21 protein-coding genes are annotated in these 25,051 nt (G+C 47.8%); 12 read left to right on the top strand and 9 right to left on the bottom strand.

The genetic code is table 11. The features are described 5' to 3' along the window. Window positions 1-35 precede the first annotated feature (35 nt). The 6 genes from ACED36_RS07270 to ACED36_RS07245 all read left to right on the top strand — a co-directional run bounded on the left by ACED36_RS07270 (window position 36) and on the right by ACED36_RS07245 (window position 8,810). Entirely contained in the window at window positions 36-1,343 is a 1,308-nt protein-coding gene (locus ACED36_RS07270) for a dicarboxylate/amino acid:cation symporter (RefSeq protein WP_017004776.1), read from the top strand. A 293-nt stretch (window positions 1,344-1,636) separates the two neighbouring features. Beyond that, window positions 1,637-3,271 carry a BCCT family transporter gene (locus tag ACED36_RS07265; RefSeq protein WP_017005801.1) on the top strand — a complete coding sequence of 545 codons (1,635 nt, stop codon included), beginning with the start codon at window positions 1,637-1,639 and terminating at the stop codon, window positions 3,269-3,271. Window positions 3,272-3,780: 509 nt separating this feature from the next. Further along, entirely contained in the window at window positions 3,781-5,415 is a 1,635-nt protein-coding gene (locus tag ACED36_RS07260; protein ID WP_016958434.1) for a BCCT family transporter, read from the top strand. 98 nt (window positions 5,416-5,513) lie between these two features. Continuing rightward, window positions 5,514-7,397 carry a DUF294 nucleotidyltransferase-like domain-containing protein gene (locus ACED36_RS07255; RefSeq protein ID WP_017004778.1) on the top strand — a complete coding sequence of 628 codons (1,884 nt, stop codon included), beginning with the start codon at window positions 5,514-5,516 and terminating at the stop codon, window positions 7,395-7,397. Between the two features lie 9 nt (window positions 7,398-7,406). After that, a complete protein-coding gene (locus tag ACED36_RS07250) occupies window positions 7,407-8,144 on the top strand; it encodes a 3'-5' exonuclease (protein ID WP_016958432.1) in 738 nt (245 codons plus the stop codon). 207 nt (window positions 8,145-8,351) lie between these two features. After that, window positions 8,352-8,810: a peptidylprolyl isomerase gene (locus ACED36_RS07245; RefSeq protein ID WP_016958431.1), complete on the top strand. Its 459-nt coding sequence runs from the start codon at window positions 8,352-8,354 to the stop codon at window positions 8,808-8,810. A gap of 120 nt (window positions 8,811-8,930) precedes the next feature. Here the strand turns inward: ACED36_RS07245 and ACED36_RS07240 are convergent, their stop codons facing one another. Then, entirely contained in the window at window positions 8,931-10,370 is a 1,440-nt protein-coding gene (locus tag ACED36_RS07240; protein ID WP_017004779.1) for a hypothetical protein, read from the bottom strand. A gap of 65 nt (window positions 10,371-10,435) precedes the next feature. Here ACED36_RS07240 and ACED36_RS07235 point away from each other — a divergent pair, with 65 nt between their 5' ends. Beyond that, window positions 10,436-11,017: a sugar O-acetyltransferase gene (locus ACED36_RS07235; RefSeq protein ID WP_017004780.1), complete on the top strand. Its 582-nt coding sequence runs from the start codon at window positions 10,436-10,438 to the stop codon at window positions 11,015-11,017. Window positions 11,018-11,019: 2 nt separating this feature from the next. On the opposite strand, the gene ACED36_RS07230 is transcribed toward ACED36_RS07235, so the two are convergent. Beyond that, entirely contained in the window at window positions 11,020-11,283 is a 264-nt protein-coding gene (locus ACED36_RS07230; RefSeq protein WP_017007410.1) for a YkgJ family cysteine cluster protein, read from the bottom strand. 205 nt (window positions 11,284-11,488) lie between these two features. Here ACED36_RS07230 and ACED36_RS07225 point away from each other — a divergent pair, with 205 nt between their 5' ends. Then, complete coding sequence (locus ACED36_RS07225) at window positions 11,489-11,932, top strand: YcgN family cysteine cluster protein (RefSeq protein ID WP_016958427.1); 444 nt, start codon at window positions 11,489-11,491, stop codon at window positions 11,930-11,932. Between the two features lie 2 nt (window positions 11,933-11,934). Further along, the gene (gene dusC, locus ACED36_RS07220; RefSeq protein ID WP_016958426.1) at window positions 11,935-12,921 is read left to right on the top strand and encodes a tRNA dihydrouridine(16) synthase DusC; all 987 of its coding nucleotides are present in this window, start codon (window positions 11,935-11,937) and stop codon (window positions 12,919-12,921) included. A gap of 128 nt (window positions 12,922-13,049) precedes the next feature. Here dusC and ACED36_RS07215 read toward each other — a convergent pair whose 3' ends face one another. Then, on the bottom strand, window positions 13,050-13,724 hold the full coding sequence (locus tag ACED36_RS07215) for a hypothetical protein (protein WP_016958425.1): 675 nt from the start codon (window positions 13,722-13,724) through the stop codon (window positions 13,050-13,052). A 259-nt stretch (window positions 13,725-13,983) separates the two neighbouring features. Here ACED36_RS07215 and ACED36_RS07210 point away from each other — a divergent pair, with 259 nt between their 5' ends. Beyond that, on the top strand, window positions 13,984-14,628 hold the full coding sequence (locus ACED36_RS07210; RefSeq protein WP_016958424.1) for a YecA family protein: 645 nt from the start codon (window positions 13,984-13,986) through the stop codon (window positions 14,626-14,628). Continuing rightward, window positions 14,625-15,023 carry a (deoxy)nucleoside triphosphate pyrophosphohydrolase gene (locus tag ACED36_RS07205; RefSeq protein ID WP_371733005.1) on the top strand — a complete coding sequence of 133 codons (399 nt, stop codon included), beginning with the start codon at window positions 14,625-14,627 and terminating at the stop codon, window positions 15,021-15,023. Before ACED36_RS07210 ends, ACED36_RS07205 begins: the two co-directional genes overlap by 4 nt. A 91-nt stretch (window positions 15,024-15,114) precedes the next feature. Here ACED36_RS07205 and dsbB read toward each other — a convergent pair whose 3' ends face one another. Together dsbB and nhaB are read right to left on the bottom strand one after the other, a co-directional pair. After that, complete coding sequence (gene dsbB, locus ACED36_RS07200) at window positions 15,115-15,654, bottom strand: disulfide bond formation protein DsbB (RefSeq protein WP_371733004.1); 540 nt, start codon at window positions 15,652-15,654, stop codon at window positions 15,115-15,117. Between the two features lie 86 nt (window positions 15,655-15,740). After that, a complete protein-coding gene (gene nhaB / locus ACED36_RS07195) occupies window positions 15,741-17,321 on the bottom strand; it encodes a Na(+)/H(+) antiporter NhaB (RefSeq protein ID WP_016958421.1) in 1,581 nt (526 codons plus the stop codon). A 671-nt stretch (window positions 17,322-17,992) separates the two neighbouring features. On the opposite strand from nhaB, the gene fadR reads away from it, so the two are divergent. After that, the gene (fadR, locus tag ACED36_RS07190; protein WP_016958420.1) at window positions 17,993-18,844 is read left to right on the top strand and encodes a fatty acid metabolism transcriptional regulator FadR; all 852 of its coding nucleotides are present in this window, start codon (window positions 17,993-17,995) and stop codon (window positions 18,842-18,844) included. A 108-nt stretch (window positions 18,845-18,952) separates the two neighbouring features. On the opposite strand, the gene ACED36_RS07185 is transcribed toward fadR, so the two are convergent. The 4 genes from ACED36_RS07185 to ACED36_RS07170 all read right to left on the bottom strand — a co-directional run bounded on the left by ACED36_RS07185 (window position 18,953) and on the right by ACED36_RS07170 (window position 25,047). After that, window positions 18,953-20,497: a SpoVR family protein gene (locus ACED36_RS07185; RefSeq protein WP_016958419.1), complete on the bottom strand. Its 1,545-nt coding sequence runs from the start codon at window positions 20,495-20,497 to the stop codon at window positions 18,953-18,955. Between the two features lie 46 nt (window positions 20,498-20,543). Continuing rightward, complete coding sequence (locus tag ACED36_RS07180) at window positions 20,544-21,815, bottom strand: YeaH/YhbH family protein (RefSeq protein WP_026024046.1); 1,272 nt, start codon at window positions 21,813-21,815, stop codon at window positions 20,544-20,546. A 37-nt stretch (window positions 21,816-21,852) separates the two neighbouring features. Further along, window positions 21,853-23,787: a PrkA family serine protein kinase gene (locus tag ACED36_RS07175; RefSeq protein WP_016958417.1), complete on the bottom strand. Its 1,935-nt coding sequence runs from the start codon at window positions 23,785-23,787 to the stop codon at window positions 21,853-21,855. A gap of 396 nt (window positions 23,788-24,183) precedes the next feature. Continuing rightward, window positions 24,184-25,047 carry a D-hexose-6-phosphate mutarotase gene (locus ACED36_RS07170; RefSeq protein WP_016958416.1) on the bottom strand — a complete coding sequence of 288 codons (864 nt, stop codon included), beginning with the start codon at window positions 25,045-25,047 and terminating at the stop codon, window positions 24,184-24,186. Window positions 25,048-25,051: the final 4 nt, after the last annotated feature.

Here is a 25,051-nt window from a genome sequence, read left to right as displayed (position 1 = left end):
ACAAGCACGTAAATCAAGAAATGGAGTATTCAACGATGAATGCAGAAAAAAACAAGATGTCCCTGACCACGCGCGTTTTGGTGGGTATGGTCATGGGTATTGCGACCGGATTTGCGATTCGCTTTCTTTTTGCTGACGAAGGATTCGTTAATGAGTATATCGTTAACGGTCTTTTTGATGTCGGCGGACAAATATTTGTAGCCAGCCTGAAGATGCTGGTTGTGCCTTTGGTGTTCGTCTCGCTGGTATGTGGCACGAGTGCGCTGAAAGACATTGCGACCTTGGGACGTTTGGGCGGTAAAACGCTGATGTTCTATCTAGGTACCACTGCGCTCGCTATTACGCTGGCAATGAGCCTTGCTTTGCTGTTTGGCCCAGGTAAGGGCGCAGACTTAACCGCAGCTTCTAGCTTTGCGGCGACGGAAGCACCAACTTTGGGTCAAGTGATTGTGGGCATGTTCCCAACCAACCCAATCAGTTCGATGGCTGAAGGCAATACGCTGCAAATCATCATTTTCGCTGTGTTGTTTGGTATTGCGATCAGTGCTTCTGGTGCGCCGGGTGAGCGTGTTGCGTCATTTTTCCGTGATATGAATGAAGTGATCCTTAAGCTGGTTGCGCTTTTGATGAACCTTGCACCTTATGGTGTGTTCTGTTTGATGGCGAAGCTGTTTACCACGTTAGGGTTGTCAGCCATCATGAGTTTGGCTGAGTACTTCTTGGTGTTGTCGGGCGCACTGATCCTGCATGCCTTGGTGACTTACACCACGCTACTTAAAGTATTTTCGGGGCTTAGCCCAATCATCTTCCTCAAGAAGATGGAAGACGCGATTATGTTTGCGTTCTCAACGGCATCTTCTAACGCCACCATTCCTGTGTCGATGGAAACCGCGACGCGCCGTATGGGTGCAGACAACAAAATAGCGTCATTCACGATCCCGCTGGGTGCGACCATTAACATGGACGGCACGGCGATGATGCAGGGTGTGGCAACGGTCTTTATCGCGCAGGCGTTTAACGTTGATTTGACGATGATGGATTACCTGACAGTGATCTTGACGGCGACGTTGGCATCGATTGGTACGGCAGGCGTACCGGGTGTAGGCCTAGTCATGTTGGCGATGGTATTGAATCAGGTGGGTCTGCCACTAGAAGGTATTGCATTGATCATGGGTGTTGACCGTCTGCTGGATATGATCCGCACTGCGGTAAATATTACCGGTGACTGTGCGGTGACATGTATTGTGGCGAAAAGTGAAGATTCCTTGGATCTGGCTCGTTACAACGACATGAAAGCGGGTGAAGAAGACGAGAAAATTGTTTTTAAGCCTTCAATACAGTAAGCCTACTTAAATAAGATCAACGCCAGCGAAACCTGGCGTTTTTTTATTCTGGAAGGCTTATTTATCTTTGCTGCAATCTAACTGATTATTTTCATTACAAATATTTCCGCATGGTATTCGTGCGGTGAATGTTTTTTACGGCTGTCATTTGCTTGGTGATTTGTATTGGAGAATTCGATTGAAACGACGATTTATTTTCGTTTTACCGAACAATCACTAACAACGATAGTTAGCCATTAATTTAATCTGTTGCTGGTTTTTTGTACCAGCCAAAAGAAAATGGAGTTGTCGTTGTGAGTGATAAAAGCCACGATGAATTGATGTCGCCGGATGGTGCTGTGGCACCTATCGATACGGATTATCAGGTAGGTCAGGATAATATCGCATTGAATATCGGCCCGTTTGGCTTGGATATTCATAACCGCGTGTTCGTGATTTCCGGTTCTATGGTGGCATTGTTTGTTGTCATCACCCTTCTGTTTCGACAGTCAGTCGGTCCACTTTTTAGTGAAATGCGAAACACACTAACCGCTCAACTGGATTGGTTCTTCATTGGTGCAGGTAACGTATTCGTTATTCTGTGTCTTCTCCTTGTTGTCAGTCCGCTTGGCAAAGTGCGTCTTGGCGGTACGGAAGCAAAACCTGATTACACCTATGTGGGTTGGTTCTCGATGCTGTTTGCAGCAGGCATGGGTATCGGCTTGATGTTCTATGGTGTGTCTGAGCCACTATCTCATTACGCGGCGTCAATGGGTGGGGTTGTTGAAGGCGCCAATGGTTTGCGTACTGACTGGTCACCGTTAGGTGGCGCAATGGGTAACGCAGACGCGGCGAAAGATCTGGGTATGGCAGCGACGATTTACCACTGGGGTCTACACCCATGGGCGATCTACGCACTGCTTGCTTTGTCTCTTGCACTGTTCTCATTCAACAAAGGTTTGCCACTGACCATGCGTTCAGTGTTTTACCCCATCTTTGGTGAGCGCATTTGGGGTTGGCCTGGCCACATCATCGATATCACTGCGGTGGTTGCGACCTTGTTTGGTTTGGCAACGTCGTTAGGCTTTGGTGCTTCGCAAGCGGCAGCGGGCTTGAACTACCTGTTTGGTATTCCAGACGGCACGCCAACGCAAATTGCGTTGATCATCGGTATTACAGGTCTTGCGTTGAGTTCAGTGGTTGCGGGTTTGGATGCGGGCGTCAAACGTCTGTCTGAATTCAACATGTTGATGGCCACGTTACTGATGGTATTCGTGATTGCGGTAGGCCCAACGTTGTCGATCTTTAGCAACCTCGTTTCAAACATGGGTGCTTATTTCGAGAATCTGCCGGCACTGTCGATGCCATTTGGTCGTGAAGACGCCAACTATTCTCAGGGTTGGACTGCCTTCTACTGGGCGTGGTGGATGTCTTGGTCACCATTCGTGGGTATGTTTATCGCGCGTGTATCGCGTGGTCGTACCGTACGTGAGTTCATCGTCTGCGTATTGTTGATCCCAACCTCTGTTTGTGTGATGTGGATGACCGCATTTGGCACGACAGCGATTGAACAGCTTCAAGGTGGCTACACGGCCGTTGTTGATGCTGAGTTGCCTTTGCAATTGTTCAGCATGCTAGATGGCTTGCCGTTGTCTAGCATTACCTCTCTGCTTGGTATCATTCTGGTTGTGGTGTTCTTTGTGACTTCGTCAGATTCAGGTTCATTGGTTATCGATACCATCTCTGCGGGTGGCAAAGTGGATTCACCAGTACCACAGCGTATTTTCTGGTGCTCATTTGTGGGCCTAGTTGCGATTTCACTGTTGCTGGGTGGCGGTCTGTCCGCGCTACAAGCCATGGTGGTCTCGACCGGTCTACCGTTTGGTATTGTTCTGTTGCTCTGTGCCTTCTCTTTGGTGAAGGGACTCATGTCAGAACCACGTTCGTAACACCTCTAAAATCCGGGCGGAAACGCCCGGATTTTTTGTATCTCGCACTGAGTCACCTCAAGATCCTTGTTTAGCAAGATTTCACAGGCTATAGAGGCCGAGTAGAACAAGCATGTTGAGGTCATTTCATTGGCAACACCTGATCATTTTCAATATGACACATTGGCTGATTTAAGATCGTCAGAGACGCATTTACATAACTTGCTTGGCAGGCGAAAAGATAAAACTATTGTTCGAACTAGATGTATCAAATGCTTAGGGTTCAATGGTTATATTCGTCTGTGAACTGCCTGATAGTTGCTACACATGGCTAGAAATGAAGCAGAAAGCGGCAAATGCTTCGACGCAGATCTTACTATTGAAGCATTGAACACTAAGGATATGTTACAGTGCTCGGTCTGCCAGTGAGCGTTCAATATGTATGATGTCGACAGATGTTGTAATTGGCTCTTCTTCCCGCATATTCAACGCCATTGACATCACTCGCTAAACGGACAAAGGAGTTTACTGTGAGCGATAAAAGTCATGAAGAGTTAATGAAACCTGATGGTGACGTTAACCCCATCGATACCGACTATCAGGTGGGTCAAGACAACATAGCACTTAAAATTGGCCCACTCGGGCTAGACATCCACAACCGCGTATTCCTTATCTCAGGGCTTTTCATCGCGTTGTTTGTCTTTGTTACCCTTGCCTTTCAAAAAGAAGTCGCGCCAGTTTTTGGCGATATCCGCGGCTGGCTAACCTCAAACCTTGACTGGTTCTTCATTACAGCGGGTGACATTTTTGTCATTGTCTGCTTGTTTTTGATTGTCAGCCCTTTGGGTAAGGTTCGCCTTGGTGGTACTGAAGCGACGCCGGATTATACCTATCCAGGTTGGTTCTCCATGCTGTTTGCAGCAGGTATGGGCATCGGTTTGATGTTCTATGGTGTGTCGGAGCCGCTTTCTCACTATGCGTCATCGTTTGGTGGCATATCGGTTGAAGATGGCGTGAGGACGGACTGGGCGCCGCTTGGTGGTGCTGCGGGTGATGCAAGTGCAGCAGCAGATTTGGCTATGGCTGCCACTATCTATCACTGGGGTCTTCATCCTTGGGCGATTTACGCCATTCTGGCATTAGGTTTAGCACTGTTCTCCTTTAACAAGGGCTTACCACTCACTATGCGTTCTGTGTTTTATCCACTTTTCGGTGAGCGTGTTTGGGGATGGACGGGGCATATCATTGATATATTGGCCGTGGTTGCAACGCTGTTCGGTTTGGCCACGTCCCTTGGTTTTGGTGCGTCTCAGGCCGCGGCGGGGTTAAACTTCCTATTCGGTATTCCCTTGGGGACAACCACAGAAATCCTTCTGGTGGTATTTATCACGGGACTCGCACTGGTGTCGGTTGCCGCTGGGCTTGATGCGGGCGTGAAGCGCTTGTCTGAAATCAACATGATGTTGGCCATCGCGTTGTTGTCTTTTGTGATTTTGATGGGCCCAACGATCGGTATTCTTAGTGGTTTCTTCGGTAACCTGGTGGCCTATATTGAATATCTCCCTGCGCTTTCTATGCCGTTTGGTCGAGAAGATGCCAACTTCTCGCAAGGTTGGACTGCATTCTATTGGGCGTGGTGGATTTCCTGGTCGCCATTTGTCGGTATGTTCATTGCGCGTGTATCGCGTGGCCGTACCGTGCGTGAATTCATCGTTTGTGTTTTGCTGATCCCATCTACCGCTTGTGTACTTTGGATGACAGCATTTGGTGGCACGGCGATCAGCCAAGTGGTCAACGATGGCTACATGGCAGTAACGGAATCGGCGTTGCCATTGCAATTGTTCACTATGCTTGATGCGTTGCCACTGGCACAGGTCACTTCTTTCATCGGTATTATTCTGGTGGTGGTGTTCTTTGTGACGTCTTCGGATTCCGGTTCGCTGGTGATTGATACTATTTCAGCAGGCGGTAAAGTGGATGCTCCTATGCCACAGCGCGTGTTCTGGTGTACGTTTGAAGGTCTGGTCGCGATTGTGCTTCTGCTCGGGGGCGGTTTGGTTGCCTTGCAGGCCATGGCGGTGTCAACGGGCTTTCCGTTCACCATTGTTTTATTGGTTGCCTGTGTTTCGACGATAAAGGGCTTGATGTCTGAGCCCCGAGGTTAGTCACACTGGTGAGTGTAAGCAACGGGGCAGGCGATGAGTCTGCCCCGTTTCGTCTGGCTAAATGGGAACCGAATTCGGCCCCAAGAGATTGAGAATTAATGGAAGCGGAACAAATAGAAATCGCAGCGTTTCTCAAACAACATGCACCGTTTAATCATTTGCCGGAAGAGGTGGTCGACGAGGTCGCCAAGCAGGTGGAAATATCCTATTTTCGTGCAGATACGCAGCTTTTTGAATACGGCGCACCTATCCATGATTTGTGTGTAGTGAGAAGCGGTGTACTCGAAATATACCGTCGAAACGGTGAGCTGTTTAATCGCTTGTCTGAAGGCGGGATCTTCGGTCAATGGGGGCTATTAATGAACCGTCGGGTTCGTTATGCCGCCAAGGCCATTGAAGACAGCTTGGTGTATTTCATTCCTGATACGGTATTTGACGATCTCTTTGAGCGTTTCGAAGTGTTCTCTGACTTCATGGAAACGGAAGACACCACGCGTTTGCGTCAGGCAGTTGAAAGCCAGAGTGACAGCAATGACCTGACAACCTCGAAAGTCAGTTCCCTGATTCTTCGTGATCCGGTGACCGTGGAATGTGAAGCGACGATTCAACAAGCCGCGAAAATCATGACGGATGAAGGTGTCTCTTCGTTGTTGGTCATGACCACGGAAACAGACGAAGACGATCAGGAAACGACGCGCGTGGTAGGTATTATCACTGATCGCGATTTGCGTTCTCGTGTCATCGCCTTGGGTTTGCCTTATGAAACGCAGGTTTCAGAGATCTTAACACCGCAGTTGATCACCCTTGATCACAATGCCTATGTGTTTGAAGCCATGTTGGCGATGCTGAGAAACAACCTGCATCATTTGCCTATTCTCCGCCACCAAAAACCAGTGGGCGTGATTGCGTTGTCTGACATTGTTCGTTACGAGTCTCAAAGCAGTTTGGTGATCGTCAGCAGCATTTATCGTCAGCAAACCATTGATGATTTGGAAGCCATTGCCAAAGGCGTGCCAGCTTGCTTCTCGCGCATGGTGTCTGAAGATGCCAACTCGCACATGATTGGTTCTGCAATGGCGGTTATCGGGCGCAGCTTCAAACAGCGCTTGCTGGAGTTGGGCGAAGAAGAATTTGGCCCGCCACCCGTGCCGTATTGTTTCTTGGCTCTGGGCTCGATGGCGCGTGATGAGCAATTAATTGTGACTGACCAAGACAATGCCATGATCTTGGATGACAAATACGACCCCGCTGAGCACGATGAGTATTTTGCTCACTTAGCCAAGTTTGTCAGTGATGGGCTTGCACGCTGCGGTTACAGCTATTGTACAGGTAACATTATGGCGACAAACCCCGAATGGCGTAAAACTCGCACGGAATGGGAAGCGTGTTTTGCTGACTGGATTGACCAACCCAATCCTAAGTCTTTGCTTAACAGTAGTATCTTCTTCGATCTTGATGGGGTTTATGGCGCGACGAACTGGGCGGAAACGCTGAAAGCTTTCATTGGCCGTCGTGCTCGCCGTAATAACCGCTTTTTGGCTTGTATGGCGCGCAATGCGTTGAACCGCACGCCGCCATTGGGTTTCTTTAAAAACTTCGTGATGGAACAAGACGGTCGCCACAAGAATTCCATGAACTTGAAGCGACGCGGCACTGCGCCACTGGCGGATTTAATCCGAGTCCATGCGCTGGCAGTGGACTCTCGTTCTCAGAACTCCTTTGAGCGCCTTGATGACATCATTGAAGCGGGGATTTTGCCAAAAGGTCGTGGTGAAGATATTCGCGATGCGATGGAGTTTATTTCCACCGTGCGTATTCGCCATCAGGCATTAGATGTCGAAGCGGATATTGAACCGGACAACAACATCGAACCAGATAACTTGTCTGAGTTTGAGCGCCGTAACCTGAAGGATGCGTTCCAAATCCTAAGTAATGCGCAGAAGTTTTTGAAATATCGCTATCAACCGAATCGCAGTAACTAGGGGGTTATCATGTTGTATCTTGCTCCTCCTAAACAAGCAACACCCGCGAATGCAGGCCCTGATTGGCCAACGTTGATTGAGCGATTAAAACAAAAAGCAAAAGTCCCTTTGCTGAGGCGCTTTTATGAAGTGACCAATACCAACGGAGACACGCCGCTTTCTGAGCTGGAGTTTGTCGCCCTTGATCTTGAAACCACAGGGCTCGATCCGCTGAAAAGCGAGATCATCAGTGTTGGGTTGGTGCCTTTTACCTTGTCACGTATTCATTGCCGTGACGCGAAACATTGGATAGTGAAACCGCGTAAAGCCTTGCATGAAGATTCGGTCGTGTTTCATGGTATTACCCATTCCGATGTCTGTGATGCACCCGATTTACGCCGTATTCTCGAAGAAGTATTGGCGGCCTTAGAAGGCAAAATCGTGGTGGTGCATTATCGTCGTATCGAGCGTGAATTCATTGATTCGGCGATTAAGCAGCGATTGGGTGAAGGGTTACTGTTCCCTGTGATTGATACACTGGAAATTGAGTCATGGTTTTACCGTAAACCTAGGCACAAATTTTGGTCATGTGTATTGCGTAAACCGTTGACTTCAATTCGTTTAGCCGACAGTCGACGCCGCTACAATTTGCCATTCTATCAAGGGCATAATGCATTGATAGATGCCATTGCGACGGCAGAATTGTTGCAAGCGCAAGTGGCACACCGCTTTAGCCCTGATTGTCCGTTGAAGGCACTTTGGCGATAAACGAAGATTCAACAATACGGCGAATGTTGCATGCTTTCGTGCACAGATAGGCCTAAGTTCACGTTTTTTCGAATTTAATCTCACGGATTTAGGCCTTCAATACGAGTGTCACTTTCCCTGTGTTAGAGTCAACGTATCCCTCCACTGTGGGGAGTCGGTATCTGTCAATTCAGATGCACATATTCGCTGCCGACAAAGGATGGCAAGATGATTGAAGATAACAAAGTTGTAAAAATCGATTACACGGTAAAAGACGAATCAGGCCAAGTGATTGATTCATCAGAAGGCAAAGAGCCGTTAGCGTATCTGCATGGCACGGGCAACATTATTCCAGGTTTGGAAAATGCATTGACCGGCAAAGCGGTAGGCGATGCATTTAGTGCAGTCGTCCAACCTGACGATGCTTACGGCCCACGTAATGAATCGATGATCCAAACGGTAGAAAAAAGTGTTTTCCAAGGCGTTGAAGAGATTGAAGTGGGTATGGTCTTCAATGCGCAAGGTCCTCAAGGTGATATCCAAGTGACTATCGCAGAGATAGATGGCGAGCAAGTCACGATTGACGGCAACCATCCTTTAGCGGGTTTGGTGCTGCATTTTGAAGGCGAAGTCCGCGAAGTCCGTGACGCGACGCCAGAAGAAATTGAACACGGCCACGTGCACTAATCAGTGCGGTTGGCGATTCACCTTTATGGGTGAGAAAAAGCGAGCTTAAACAGCTCGCTTTTTTGTTTTCTGGGCTTCAGATTTTTCATTTTTCATTTTTCATTTTTCATTTTTCATTTTTCATCTTTCGTCTTCAAGTCTTTCCAACAAGCCATCAAACATAAACGCCTCATCAAAATGTCGTTCACCGACAAAGGCAATGGCATGCTGCCCTTGTTGGCGCATGGCGCCGGGTGAGCGAACCCCAAACGGCCATAAGAACCATTCTTCTCCTCTTGCGCTTTCCGTGATGACACCGTGGCGATTGAACGGACTCATCATACTTCCCGTTTTTGTTTTCAACGTCATTAATATGGCTAGCGGATTAGCTTCAAGCCTAATCGTGGCGGGGATGTTATCGGTAAAACTCACCTGATTGACCATGTGCTCGCCACCGGTCAATGACACATGAAGACGAGAAGATGGGCTCGGTTGAGGAAGGTGGTTCTCAATCGGTCGTTCATCATCGCTTTGCGTGAATTGCAGTGTCGGCTTGAGGGCATACACCATGTGGAAGCAGCCACATTGATGGATAGAATCGAAGATCAGTGGCGAGCCGTCAGTGTCTAAAGTCAGGCGAAGGTTAATCGCATCCAATGCGCCCGAATAGGGGTCAAACGTCCCTTTGGCGGTTCTAGCGGGAAACCAAAGCACGTAATTAAGTTGAGGCAAAATATCACCATCAAATCGCGTATAGCTGATGCCTCGGTAGATCATGGGAACTTGTGTGTTTACGAAGGGCGTGTTTGCGTCGTCCAATCCAAGCGCGCCGATTAGGTCATCCTGCGTCAAGGTTTCAACGGTCACTATGGGTGTGTAATGGTTCAAGAGTTGTCGTGTTTGCGTTTCATTGAACATTGGCCAACCCAGTGAAGAAGAGCGGCGGATGCTTCTCATCATGTGTTCAATCTGCTCTTGTGACATAGGCTGTGACAATATCTTTGAGGCTTCGCTGTAATGGTACGGATAGGCCAATGAGCGGCCAAATTCACTTCTGATGTGGTCTTGTTCTTGTTCGATTCTTGATTGTGCCACTTTGCTGGCGATGGGATAAGCACCCAACACGCGCTTCCAATGCTGATACGCGGTGGGCAGCATGGGTGCGGCATCACTAATGGCTTGCCAGAAATCGTCGCTGTCTGCGCTTACGGTAGTGAGTGCCTGCTGACATTGGGTTAATACTGCTTGTTGTTCAGGTTCGATATTCGTTGATAAAGCCAAAGCAGTGGTGAGCTGTTGCTGACCAAGGCCTGAGACATAGCTGAGCCATTCGGTGCGCGAAGCGTGACTGTCGAGTTGGTTTGCAAAAGAAGCACTGATTCGATCAAAAGCAAGGTGCGGAAATCGCGGGTCTAGATGATAAGGCAACAGGTAGTCGCGTGTAGAATCCACGTTTTGATAGAAACGGTAAAGTGTTTGTTCACAATCCGTCGCTCCTTTCGAAAGCTGTGGCAAAGGTGATGAGGCGCAGCCTGTCAAACCGAGCAGTAAAAATAAGAAGGCAGACAAGGGTCTCAGCATTGGATCTCCAGGTTGAGGTAATGTTTTCTTTCTTATCAGTAAGTGTGCGCAATTAAGCGAGAAAAATGAAAACAGAAAAGCAAAAAATGCTAAGTGGCGAGCTTTATCTTGCCAGTGACCCAGAGCTGGTGGCGGATAAAATGCGCTGCCGAGAAGCCATGCATCGGTTTAATCAGAGCTTACCAGAAAGTGATGATTGGAAAGCGGCTAAGCGTGACCTCTTGCCGAATGCAGCAGAAAATGTGTATATCGAGCCGCCATTTTTCTGTGATTACGGCATTCACACTGAAATTGGTGAGAATGTGTTTATGAATTTTAATTGCACAATTTTAGATGTTGCACCTGTTCGCATCGGCAACCGTGTGATGATGGCAAATAACGTGCAATTGCTTACTGCGACACATCCTCTTGATGTGGGGCGTAGGGTCATTGATCTGGAAGAGTACGGATTGCCTATCACCATTGGTGACAATGTCTGGCTTGGCGGCAGTGTGATTGTATTACCGGGCGTGACCATTGGTAAGAACTGTGTGATTGGGGCGGGCAGCGTGGTGACGAAAGACATACCTGCCAACCATGTTGCGGTGGGGAACCCAGCGCGTGTGGTGCGTGAACTTACTGAAGAAGAAGTGGCAGAACGTCATTAAGATTAAGTCAGTGCTTCTAACTCGGTGAGTACATCAATCGCGAATTGATTGCTTCCACCGCAAATGTCTCGGTCGGCTTTGAATTGGCTGCACACAGCAGGGCGATCTGGTTGGCCGAATATCTTGCACAGATTATTGTCATCAAGCTGAATACAGCGTTCACCCGCTGGCTTTCCATTTGGCATTCCCGGAATGGCCGATGAAATGCTAGGTGCAATACAACACGCCCCACAGCCTAAACGGCAACTCATTTCTTGCTCTTTCATCCGATGCGCCCAACACTCAGTGACAATAAGGCGCGCACATTATCATTCAACGCATATTTAGGCAAAGGCGGCTTATAACTGCCTGATAATTGGTTTTCCTTTGTTCGATACGCAGCGAGAGAGGGGATAGTCCTTGAACTTTTTGGGCTGGGTGGTATAACGGGCGCCTCTTGGTTTTATCTCAATATCAACGGTACACATAAACATGACGACACCTTTCTGGGAACAAAAATCACTGACTGACATGACGGATGCGGAGTGGGAATCACTGTGCGACGGTTGCGGAAAGTGCTGTCTTCATAAGTTGATTGATGAAGACACCGAAGAGCTTTACTACACCAATATCGCGTGTAGCTTGCTGAACGACAAAACGTGCTCATGCAAAGACTATGAAAATCGTTTTAGCTATGACGAAGACTGCTTGAAATTGTCACGTGACAAGATCGAGGAGTTCTACTGGCTGCCGGATACCTGCGCATATCGCTTGTTGGCAGAAGATAAGCCACTGCCAGCGTGGCACCCGTTAATCACGGGCTCGAAAGATGCTATGCATGCCGCCGATGAGTCTGTGCGTGAGAAAGTGGTTTACGAAATCGACGTGATTGACTGGGAAGACCACATTCTGAACCACCCGAGACGAGGCAAGTAAGCGTGAAGCTTGTTCTTGGTCCAATGGAAGGCGTGCTTGATGCCTTAATGCGTAAAATGCTCACCGAAATTAACGGTTACGACCTGTGCGTGACTGAGTTTGTGCGTATTGTTGATGCCTTGCTTCCGCCGCGTGTCTATCACCGTATGTGTCCTGAGCTTGAGGCGGGTGGTAAAACGCCATCAGGAACGCCCGTACGCGTGCAATTGCTGGGTCAGTCGCCACAGTTTATGGCAGAGAACGCTGCGCAAGTGATTGAGCTTGGTTCTGCGGGGGTCGATATCAACTTTGGGTGTCCTTCCAAAACGGTCAATGGCAGTAAAGGCGGAGCTGCTTTGCTTAAAGAGCCTGAGTTGCTATTCCAAGTGGTGAAAGCCGTGCGTAATGCCGTTCCTGTGGGCAACGTGGTCAGCGCCAAAGTGCGTTTAGGGTTTGATGATTGTTCATCGTATCGAGAGATTGTCGACGCGGTTCAATTGGCCGGCGCGGATGAAATTGTGGTGCATGGTCGCAGCAAAGCGGATGCCTATAAGCCGGGCACAGTGCGCTGGGATTTAATTGGTGATATCACCAAGCGTTTACGCATTCCTGTCACTGCCAATGGGGATATTTGGAACCAGGAAGACGCGTTACGCTGTCAGGCCGTAACGGGTTGTGACACCTTGATGGTGTGCCGAGGTGCGTTGAACGTGCCAAATTTAGGCGCGCATATCAAGCGTGGTGAGGCGCCCATGTCTTGGCATGCCGTGTTAGCGCTTTTGGTTCGCTACTCTGAATTTGAAATTCGTGGTGACAAGGGGTTGTACTACCCGAACCGAGTGAAGCAATGGTTCCGTTATTTACAAGTGCCATACCCGCAAGCCAATGCGTTGTTTGCAGAGATTCGCCAGCTAAAAGATAAGCAGCAAATTCTGAACATCATCACCAACGCGTTGCACGATGTTGAAAAACACATCGAACGCCATGGTGAAGAGAGCGTGTTCGTCTAATTCACGGCTTTTCGTCGCGTTGGGTCAATAAGGTTCAGATGGAAGAAAGGCAGACGAGACGTCTGCCTTTTTGCATTTATATGCTGCTTACTTTGTCTTGTCTTGTTCAGTGTTGCCCAATAACGGTATCAGTACTGGTTGAGGATGCGACCAGGAAGCGTGCGCCTATCGATTCGGCCCGGCCAGTTTTCTTCTGACAAGGCGGTGATCATCGCGCGTGCTACTCGAACCGCTTCTACGGGCTCCAAATCAGCCAAAGGACCCGCGAGGAAAGGCGAAAGTGCAGGCATAAAGCGTTGCAGCATTTGTTCATCTTTTCTCGGAGATTCGCGCTCACCAAGCAATGGACCAGGACGCGCAATCAAAAAACGTTCAAACCCCATTTCAGATACCGCGCGCTCCATCTTGCCTTTGCAACGCAAGTAGTGGGAGGGTGACCAAGGGTGGCTAAACAGGCTAGATACGACGGCGAGATGTTTTACGCCCATTACCGCCATCATTCGTGCGACTTTTACGACCAGTTGATAATCAACCGCTTCCAATGCTTTTTTGGAGCCCGCTTGCTGCTTGGTTGTTCCCAAGGAAATGTAGCCTTGCAACGGCACAGGCCACTGGGGTTGCCAGTGCGTCACTGATAAGTCCGGACTTTGATGAACGATAATTTTGTCCGACACAAGGGCTATAGGTCTACGCGTCACCACATGAATATGCGTCACGTTTTGATCACCCAGCAGTTGATGGAGTAGTTCGTCACCGACCAAGCCTGTGGCTCCGGCCAGAATGACACTTCGAGACGATGGCAAAAGAATTTCCTTCCGTATTCTATCGCGGATAAGGCTACCACGGTTTGTACAGAATGATTCAATATGTTAAACGCAATATTTAATGAAACGCGAACCGTTGCACGTTTAAAATAGACCCCAACTGGTGCCATTCGCTTGGGTTTTCAGGTTTTGGTCTATGATTTCAAACCTAGACTTCGCTGATTCATGGCGTGATAGAAATCTGCATATCTGCAGCGTTTCGGTATATTATTCCCCCTTTCAATTTTCGAGAACCGCAATGACAACATTGGTTGAACTGCAAGACAGCTGGGATGGCATGCCTGCTACCTTTATTGAAGGTGCGCTGCTTGCAGCAAACCTGTCTCCGGCACCCTTAGATCCTTGTGTATGGCTGCCTATCTTGCAAACAGGCGGTGTCGATGAAGACAATATAGAGCCTCTCACTGCTGAGCAAAAACGAAGCATCATGCTGCGCTTTGAGCAGCAGTACGTTGCGTTGATGAAGCATGAATATGCATTGCCTGATTCACTGTCTTTAGACGAAGCACGTAATGATGAGCATCAAGCATTTGCTGAAGGCTTCCTTGCGGTCTGGCCTCACATTGAACCAGCATGGCGCGAAGTGACGGTGTCAGACGGCAGTCGTCGTATGCTGTCAGCGTTGATGACTACCATGTTGTTCCTGCACGATGAAAAAGGAACACTGGCGCAAATGGAAGAGGCCGGTCTTGCTTCACTTCCTTCGCCAGAAAAATACTACCAGCAACTGCCACTGATGATTAACGAAGTCGCGCTTGCAGCTGACGAAGTTCAGCAAGGTTCAGGAGCACGTGCAGTTAACCCATATAAGTCTGTTGGACGTAACGACCCTTGCCCTTGTGGCAGTGGTAAAAAATTCAAGAAGTGTTGCGGCAACAAATGATGGAAGAAAGCGCGCCAATCCTTGTCGTTGCTGGCGTGATCGCTGATGGTGAACGCGTATTGATCACTCAACGTTATGATCAAGATAACGAAGCAGGTCTTTGGGAATTTCCCGGAGGAAAAGTCGAAGAGGGTGAAACAGACCAAGAAGCGTTGGCAAGAGAGCTGATTGAGGAGTTGAGTGTGGAGGTTAAGGTGGGCGATTTTCTGCTGGAAACCCTTCACCATTACCCAAACAAGTCGATTCTACTGCGTAGTTATTCTTGTGAAGTACTCAACGGCGATGTGACGTTGCACTGTCATCAGGCCATGGCGTGGGTGCCACCAGAAGCACTTAGCCGCTATACGTTTAGTGGTGCAGATAAGCCGTTGGTGAGACAAGTTCAGCAGCAGTAACGTTGAATGTCAGCTCAGAAGATTTAAAGAATAATCCCAGCGAAAGCTGGGATTATTCTGATTGGTATAACTGCTTATTGCGCCGAATCTGTTAGAACAGACGGCGCTCACGGAGTTTCCCGAAAAATTGAGAAAGTATCACGACAACAAACACCACCAATATTGCGGCAAAAATAATGACCAACCACTGAGGCATGGTTAATGTCATGAACTCCCAAACGATTTTGCTGCAATCACCACTGGCTTCAAACATCCACGGAACCCACTGATTCAGCGGCGCCCAAGAAGGGAAGGACACAAAGATATCGCACGTTGCACCAAACAGATCGTTTGGATCTGGGAATTGGTAACCGACGTGTTCAATCGACAACTTCAGACCCCATCCTGCTGAAATACCCCAAGCCGTGAGAGCCAACCAGCGAAACAGGCCGTTTTTTGGTGCAACAATGCCAATGAGACCAGCCCCAACAATACCCATCATGGCGACACGCTCATAAATACACATGACGCAGGGAGCAAGATTCATGATGTGCTGAAAATAGAGAGCACAGGCTTCAAATGCCAGCGCAGACAACATCAGCAGCAGCCACGCGCCACGCCCGCGAGATATTTCATTGAAGAAGGACAACATAGGTTAAGAATCCGTTTTAAAACACAAAGCCCCACGTGTTTGTGGGACGTTGGTATTCAAAGGTTTATTTGATTGAAAATCAATCTTTAATGACCAGTACTTATTGCGCCTACCGCATCAGCCGTGCCTAGCGAGATCCAACCCGCATGGTGGAACCAATCGGTCATTGGTACTAAGAAGAACTCAATGCCTGCAAGGCCAACCAATCCCATCACTATGGTGTATGGCAGTGCCATGTACACCATCTTGCCGTATGACAAACGAAGCAACGGAGCCAGTGTTGATGTCAATAAGAACAAGAACGCCGCTTGACCATTTGGCGTTGCTACCGAAGGCAGGTTAGTCCCTGTGTTGATAGCCACAGCCAACAGTTCAAACTGTTCGCGAGAAATCATGCCGTCCATCAGCGCAGCTTTCACTTCGTTAATATAAACGGTTCCCACGAATACATTATCTGACACCATAGAAAGCAAACCGTTCGCGATATAGAACATGGTTAGCTGTGAGCCACCTTCCATTTCTAGTACGGCAGCAATAACTGGGGTAAAGAGTTCCTGATCAACGATGACAGCAACGACCGCAAAGAACACGGCAAGTAACGCGGTAAAGGGCAGCGCTTCTTCAAAGGCTTTACCGATGTGGTGCTCGTCAATAACGCCGGTGAAAGACGTCGCTAAAATGATAACGGTCAAACCGATAAGGCCAACTGCCGCAAGGTGCATAGCGAGTGCGATCACTAGGAAAACGGCGATTAGCGCTTGTGAAACAAGCTTGGCAACATCGATGTTGGTACGTTTTGCGCGCTCGGCAGCATCAAATTCCAACAGAATGTTACGAACGTTTTCTGGCAGTTTTGTACCGTAATCAAAGATGCGGAATTTCTCGACAAGAAAGCACGTTGCAAGACCACACACTAGAACGGGGAGGGTAACTGGCAACATACGGATGATGAATTCACCGAATTGCCACCCGGCTTTTTCTGCAATAATAAGGTTTTGCGGTTCGCCAACCATGGTCATTACACCACCAAGTGCGGTACCGACACCGGCATGCATTAACAGGCTGCGCAGAAATGCGCGGTATTGTTCAAGGTCATCACGGCTCAAATCATCGCCAAGGTGATCATCTGAGGTATGGTCATTATCCGGTGAACCACCCGATGCGACACGGTGATAAATAGAGTAAAAGCCGACGGCTACGCTGATAATAACAGCAATAACAGTCAGGGCATCCAAGAACGCAGACAGTAGCGCAGCTGCTGCACAGAAAGCGAGAGATAGCAGGGACTTCGACCGAATACCAAGCAGTATTTTGGTAAACATAAACAGCAGTAGCTGCTTCATGAAGTAGATGCCCGCGACCATAAAGATCAGAAGGAGTAGCACTTCAAAGTTGGCTACCAGTTCATGTTTTACTGTCTCGGCGCTTGTCATCCCTATGGCTACGGCTTCAATCGCCAGTAAACCACCGGGCTGAAGCGGGTAGCATTTCAAAGCCATCGCTAATGTGAAAATAAATTCAACAACCAGCAACCAACCAGCAACAAACGGGTCAATTGCGAAAACAATGGGGTTGATAATCAAAAACGCGATGATCGCCGCTTTGTACCAATCGGGCGCTTTACCGAGAAAGTTCTTGATAAAAGCGTTCCTGAGCGTAATGGCCATGTTTTTGTCTCTATTCTTATAGAAAAAGCAAATATTCTTGGGGGCTTGAAATGAAGGTGTAAATGAGCAGTTGCATTGGGTGATGGTTAGGTAACTTTTTCCGTTTTTGTGGGTGACATGAAGTCAAACAACAAAATAATGATTACTCGGTAAAAAACACTATTGAAACCCATCGCATAGGCAAACTCGGAGCACACAATACAGCGACTTTCCAAACAGTCAACAATCCTTTGCATGTTAATTAAATTACTGGAGTATGTTACGAAAAAACGCGACGCGACCCCGTATGACTTGAAATATTTGGTAACATTTTGGCGCGATTATTTTATGCGTGAGTCCGGTTGTATACAGTGATGCGGATCAAGATTAATCAGTACTTTGCGGATAAGCGCGCATTTAATCAGTTGTTTAGACAAAACAGATACAAAGAGACAACAACAATGAAAGAAAACCTATAACAAACACGTCATGTGGGCAGTGCAAATAGTCTTATACCAACCAGATTGGTGCATTTGCCCGCCCCCTTATGGAATGTGGTTAACTGTGATGTATGCCGTCAATTCGCAGCCAAAAGCGCGAAAACGACAACATTGATAGGTTTCTAGGTTGTGACCATCAGTGGTATGATGAGTTATTAATCAAGATAAGAAGCAACTTGGAAACAACAACAAATGGTTATTAAGGCGGACAGTCCGGCAACGTTTGCTGAGAAATATATTATCGAGAGCATTTGGAATAATCATTTTCCGCAAGGCTCAATTCTTCCCGCAGAGCGCGAGCTGTCAGAGCTGATTGGCGTTACCCGAACCACACTTCGTGAAGTACTTCAGCGTTTGGCCCGTGATGGTTGGTTGACGATTCAACACGGTAAACCGACGCGTGTTAATGACTACATGAACACATCTGGCTTAAGCATCTTGGATACCTTGGTGACTCTTGAAGGTGAAGATGTTCATGGTGTGCTAGAAAACCTCCTGTCAGCACGTACCGACATCAGCGGCGTTTACATGCGCTATGCGGTGAAAAGTGATTCCGAGGCATGCACAGCGTTAGTTGAAAAGGTGATTAGCCGCTGTGAAGCGTTGCTAGCGAGCGAGAGCTTTGCAAGCTTTGTTGAAACGGTGGAAGAAAAAGCCGCCATTCAACAAGACGTGAAAAAAATCTTCGACTCCTTCGGTAAAGTTGACACCGAAGTCTGTGAAGCAGTGTGCCGTGGTCGTGCATTTAACTATTTTGACTACATGTTGTTCCAAGGCATGGCGCAGCTTTCTGGCAACAAAGTGTACGTACTCACGATGAATGGTATGCGTAAGATTTACTCGCGCGTTGGTGGTTACTACTTCATGGACAAGCGTGCTTGCGAACTTGCCCTTCAGTTTTACCGTGATCTGCTGAGTATCACCGTTGAAGGTCGTCATGGCGATGTTGCTGAACGCATCAAACAATATGGCCGCGAAAGTGGCGCGATGTGGTTCGTTAACCGCGATACCATTGCGAAACTGATGGAGCAAGAAGAGGCGTAACACGCCGAATTCAGCGTCCAATTTCGAGTGAAAGAATCAAAAAAACCGCCGAACTGGCGGTTTTTTATTTTGTTGAGAATATCGGAGTCGTTAGCGCCTATTTTGGGCTTAGCTTCCCGGAATGAAATCAGGATCAAACTGTGGTCTTTTCGGGCACGTTGCGATGATTTTACCTTTTCCGTCTGCCAACTCTTCCTCAAGCACCACTTCAAAACCCCATAGACGGTGCACGTGCTTTAATACTTCCTCATGTGAGTTACCGAGAGGGATTCTATTGTGAGGCACGTAGCGCAGCGTTAGTGCGCGATTTCCGCGTAAATCCACATCCCATACCTGAATGTTAGGTTCGTGATTGCTGAGGTTGTATTGCGCAGACAGTTTCTCGCGTAGTTGTCTATAGCCTTCCTCGTTGTGAATGCTGGTCACTTCAATGAAATTCTGTCTGTCATCATCGTTGACGGAGAAAAACTTCATGTCGCGCATCACTTTGGGTGATAGGAACTGACTGATGAAGCTTTCGTCCTTAAAGTTATGCATGGCGAAGTGCATGGTTTCTAGCCATTCAGAACCTGCAATTTCAGGGAACCAATATTTGTCTTCTTCTGTGGGCTCTTCACAGATACGGCGAATGTCTTTGAACATGGCGAAGCCAAGTGCATACGGGTTAATACCGCTGTAGTAGTTACTGTTGTAAGGCGGTTGTGCCACCACGTTTGTGTGGCTGTGAAGAAATTCCATGATAAAGCGATCGGAGACCAAGCCTTCATCATAGAGATGATTCAATATGGTGTAGTGCCAGTAAGTTGCCCACCCTTCATTCATGACCTGCGTTTGTTTTTGCGGGTAGAAATATTGGCTAACTTTACGCACGATACGCACAATTTCACGTTGCCACGGCTCAAGCAGAGGCGAGTGCTTTTCAAAGAAATAGAGGATGTTCTCTTGTGGCTCGGACGGAAAGCGATCTACGGTTTTCTCGAGCACTTTCTCGCTGATCGGAATCGTTCGCCAAAGGGCATTCACTTGCGTTTGCAAGTAATCTTCACGCGCTTTTTGGCGGGCTTTTTCTTCTGCCATTGAGATTTTTTGAGGGCGCTTATAGCGATCGACGCCATAATTCATCAACGCATGGCAGGAGTCGAGGAGTTTTTCAACATCATCCACACCGTATTTTTCTTCGCACTCACTGATGTACTTTTTGGCAAACAACAAGTAATCAATGATAGAACCTGCATCCGTCCAAGTTTGGAACAGATAGTTACCTTTGAAGAATGAGTTATGGCCATAACAGGCATGTGCCATAACCAAGGCCTGCATGGTGATGGTGTTTTCTTCCATCAAATATGCAATACAAGGGTCTGAGTTGATCACTATCTCGTAAGCCAAACCCATGTGACCATGTTTATAACCGCGTTCTGTTTCGATGAATTTTTTACCAAATGACCAATGGCTGTAGTTAATTGGCATGCCCACACTTGAATACGCATCCATCATTTGTTCGGCAGTGATGATTTCTATCTGGTTGACGTAGGTGTCTAACTTGTAGTGTTCAGCCACCCGTTTGATTTCTGTGTGATATTGGTCCAGCAGATCAAATGTCCAGTCTGGACCATCGCTGAGTGTCTTCTTTTTGTTTTTAGCTGCGACTGCCATGGAAGTCCTCCTTGGATCTCAAACTGAAAGAGAAGAGAGGTAAGCGTTAACTTACCTGTTTCTTAAATAGCTCCCGGAAGACGGGGAAAATGTCGTCTGCAGTGCGAATGTTTTGCATGGCGAAATTCTCGTAAGTTTCGTTCAGAGCTTCATATTCACGCCACAAGGTTTGGTGTGCACGACGTGTAATTTCGATATAGGCGTAATACCGCGTGACAGGAAGCAGTTGCGTTTGCAATAACTCGCGACAACCTGGTGAATCGTCAGCCCAGTTATCTCCATCTGAAGCTTGTGCGGCATACACATTCCATTCATTGGATGGGTAACGTTCTTTCACAATATCGTTCATCAAACGCAGTGCACTTGAAACAATAGTGCCACCGGTTTCTTGAGAGTAGAAAAACTCATGCTCGTCTACTTCTTTTGCTTGTGTGTGGTGGCGAATAAATACCACTTCCACGTTTTTGTAGGTACGTGTGAGAAAGAGATAAAGCAATATGTAGAATCGCTTGGCAATATCTTTGGTTGCTTGATCCATTGAGCCAGACACATCCATCAAACAGAACATAACGGCTTGGCTGCTGGGCTGTGGTCGCTTCTCGTAATTTTTAAACCTAAGGTCAAACGTATCGATGAATGGAACCGCTGCAATTTTGCCTTTGAGTGCGTCGATTTCTTCTTGAATACGCGTTTCTTCCAACGGTTGAGCCGGCTCTGTGTGTTGCAGTGCTTCGAGCTCTGCTTCAAGTTCGCGTAGTTGCCTGCGTTTTCCTGCACTCATTGCTGTACGGCGTGCAAGAGAGTTCTGCAACGAGCGCACAATGGCGATGTTGGCAGGTACGCCACTGGATTTAAAACCAGAGCGGTGTGATTTGTATTCCACCAGTTGCGTCATCTGATTTTTCTTCAAATTCGGCAACTCAAGATCTTCAAATAAGAGGTCTAGATATTCGTCTTTAGAGATTTGAAATACAAAATCGTCCTGACCTTCGCCATCAGGGCTTGCTTGCCCTTCACCAGCGCCGCCACCTCCGCCACCACCAGGTGGGCGTTCGATGCGGTCGCCAGGGATAAATTGGTCGTTGCCAGGGTGGACAGCATCACGCTGTCCCCCTTTGCCTTGTCGGAAAGTTGGCTCTCGGATGTCACGAGAAGGGATAGTGATGCTCTCACCACTGTCCACATCAGTGATTGAGCGTTGATTAACGGCATCAGCAATCGACTCTTTGATTTGTCGCTTGTGACGCCTTAAAAAACGCTGGCGATTCACTGTACTCTTGTTCTTTCCGTTGAGCCTTCGATCAATGAAATGCCCCATAAGCCCCCCGTATTTCGTTACTTCACTGTCAGCCTGATTACGAAGATTTGCGCACGCGCAGGTACCATTCAGACAAGAGTCGTACTTGTTTGCGGGTATACCCTTTTTCCATCATGCGAGCCACAAAGTCGTCGTGTTTCTTCTGCTCTTCGTTTGAGGTTTTCGCATTGAAGGAAATGACCGGGAGCAGCTCTTCCGTGTTGGAGAACATTTTCTTCTCGATAACGGTACGAAGCTTCTCGTAGCTGGTCCATCCTGGGTTCCTACCTTCGTTATTCGCGCGAGCACGAAGGACGAAGTTAACGATTTCATTTCGGAAATCTTTTGGATTACTGATGCCCGCGGGTTTTTCGATTTTTTCCAATTCGCTGTTGAGCGCAGAGCGATCGAACAACTGACCAGTATCAGGGTCACGATACTCCTGATCTTGAATCCAGAAGTCTGCATAGGTGACATATCGGTCAAAAATGTTTTGGCCGTATTCTGAGTAAGACTCAAGGTAGGCAGTCTGGATCTCCTTGCCGATGAATTCGACATATTTAGGGATCAGATATCCTTTGAGGTGCTCCAGGTACTTCTCAGCAATATCTTGCGGGAATTGCTCACGTTCAATTTGCTGTTCCAGTACGTAGAACAGATGAACGGGGTTCGCTGCAACTTCAGAATGGTCAAAGTTAAAGACGCGAGAAAGGATCTTAAACGCGAATCGCGTCGATAGACCATTCATGCCTTCGTCTACGCCAGCATAGTCACGATACTCTTGATAAGACTTGGCTTTTGGATCTGTGTCTTTCAGTGTCTCGCCATCATAAACACGCATTTTTGAGAAGATGCTGGAGTTTTCTGGCTCTTTCAAGCGTGAGAGAACAGTGAATCTAGCCAGGATATCCAGTGTGCTCGGTGAACACGGTGCCGCTGACAACTCACTGTTTTGCAGTAGTTTGTCGTAGATCTTCATTTCTTCCGATACGCGTAAGCAATATGGCACTTTCACGATGTAAACACGGTCAAGGAAGGCTTCATTGTTTTTGTTGTTACGGAATGTCTGCCACTCAGATTCATTGGAGTGAGCGAGGATCATGCCGTCAAATGGCAATGCAGAAAGGCCTTCAGTACCGTTGTAGTTGCCCTCTTGCGTGGCAGTTAGGAGCGGGTGAAGCACTTTAATCGGTGCTTTAAACATCTCTACGAATTCCATTAAGCCTTGGTTGGCTTTACACAATGCACCGGAATAACTGTATGCATCGGGGTCATCTTGAGAGAAATGTTCAAGTTGGCGGATGTCCACTTTACCAACCAGTGATGAAATGTCTTGGTTGTTCTCATCACCGGGTTCCGTTTTCGCGATGCCGACTTGGTCGAGAATTGATGGACGAACCTTTACCACTCTAAACTTGCTGATGTCACCGCCAAATTCGTGCAGGCGTTTTGCAGCCCAAGGCGACATGATAGAGCGCAGGCAACGTTGTGATATGCCATACTCACTTTCGAGTAATGCACCATCTTCGACAACATCGAATAAACAGAACGGGTGGTCATTGACCGGGCTACGCTCGCCATTTGCTGTCAATATATAGATAGGTACTTTCTGCATCAGGCTTTTTAGTTTTTCTGCCAGTGATGATTTACCACCGCCGACAGGGCCTAACAGATACAGGATCTGCTTGCGTTCTTCTAGCCCTTGGGCTGCGTGTTTGAGGTAGGAGACGATTTGTTCAATCGCTTCTTCCATCCCGTAGAAATCTTCGAATGTTTTATATCGAGAGATGATGCGGTTAGAGAAAAGTCTGCTCAAACGAGGATCGTGAGCGGTATCGATCATTTCTGGCTCGCCAATGGCCGTTAACAAACGCTCTGCCGCATTGGAATAGACACCGCGATCTTCCCGGCAAAGGTCCAGAAACTCGTGAAGGCTCAGCTCTTCGTCTTTAGATTCTTCGTATCGCTGACGATAGTGGTCGAAAATACTCATGGTCCTGCCCCCTAAATCTTGCTGTTATCAATAAGAAAGGATATTGGCGCAGTCGCTTTCATATCCTCACCTTTTTAAGACTAGTAGCAACTGATCAATTTGCTTGGTTGAATTACTTGTTTTTTCGATATTTTTCCCTTTTGTGATAAGGCTTTGTATTCAGACTGTAACTTTCTTATAGCGATGAACTTTTCATTACAGAGTGAATCACGCTTTGGATTGAAACATCAAAGGATGTCTACCTAAGCGAGCTTAGTATTTAGGGATAACTGACTTCATTGCGTTCAATATGCGCTGGGATTTGATGGGAGGAGGGGGTAGTCGCTGGGGCCATGGAGGCAAAAAACCGGAACTTGGGAAAGCTCCGGCCTGACGTTACCCTGATTGAGCGGCTTGTTATTGACTTGAAATCAAGGTTGATAGCGTATGGTTTTCGCCAGCTTCTAGTTTGACACTTCGGTCATATACTGCCGATTCGACACATACCATGGTTTCGTAGCTGTCGTCTGCCATATCACCCATGCTGGCAGAAAGCGCTTTCCAAGGGTTCCAAACAACCACGGCATTGTTGCCTTGGTTTGTGACAGCTAAACGACGTTGAAAACGTGGGTCTTCTACCATGACTGTTTCATTGGCGTGCGTATAAATGCGATCAACTTCTTGATCGAATCCGGTATTGCCTGAACTTGGCTTGCGGATACCGCCTTCGATGTATTCGTTGCCCAATTGCGACACAGTGGTCTCGGTAACATCACCAATATTCAGGTAAGTATGAAGAGCGCCTCCGATCTGCATCGGCGCATCTCCGGTATTGGTGCTGATCAGGCTGACTTTGAGTGTGTCAGTGACTTCCATCAGCAATTCAGCGCGAAAAGCATGCGGCCAGATTGCACGAGTCTCAGCAGTGTCGGTCAGAGTGAGGCTGATGATGACGCCTTCTTCATTTTCTCTGTGCTCATTCAAAGCCCATTCACTGGAACGCGCGAAACCGTGTGATGGCTCCGCAGCTTTGCCAAACCAAGGCCAACAGACTGGAATACCACCGCGAATGGCTTTCGTGCCGCTCAGATCCGCTTTTTCGCTCATCCAGATGGTTTCTTTCTTACCTGATGGCTGAAAGCTAAGTACATGCGCGCCGAAGAGAGAGATTGCTGCGGTGGCTTTTGGGTGGATAACGCGAACCACTTTGATGCCGTCAAGTTCGCAAATGGTGACATAGTCAGAGAGTACAGCAGTAGTTGGGAGCTGTTTAACGTCCATGAAA

The organism is Enterovibrio sp. FF113 (assembly GCF_041439165.1).
In the GTDB taxonomy this organism is placed as follows: domain Bacteria; phylum Pseudomonadota; class Gammaproteobacteria; order Enterobacterales; family Vibrionaceae; genus Enterovibrio; species Enterovibrio norvegicus_A.
Note: the sequence above shows the minus strand (reverse complement) of the source record. Positions and strands in the feature narration are given on the sequence as shown.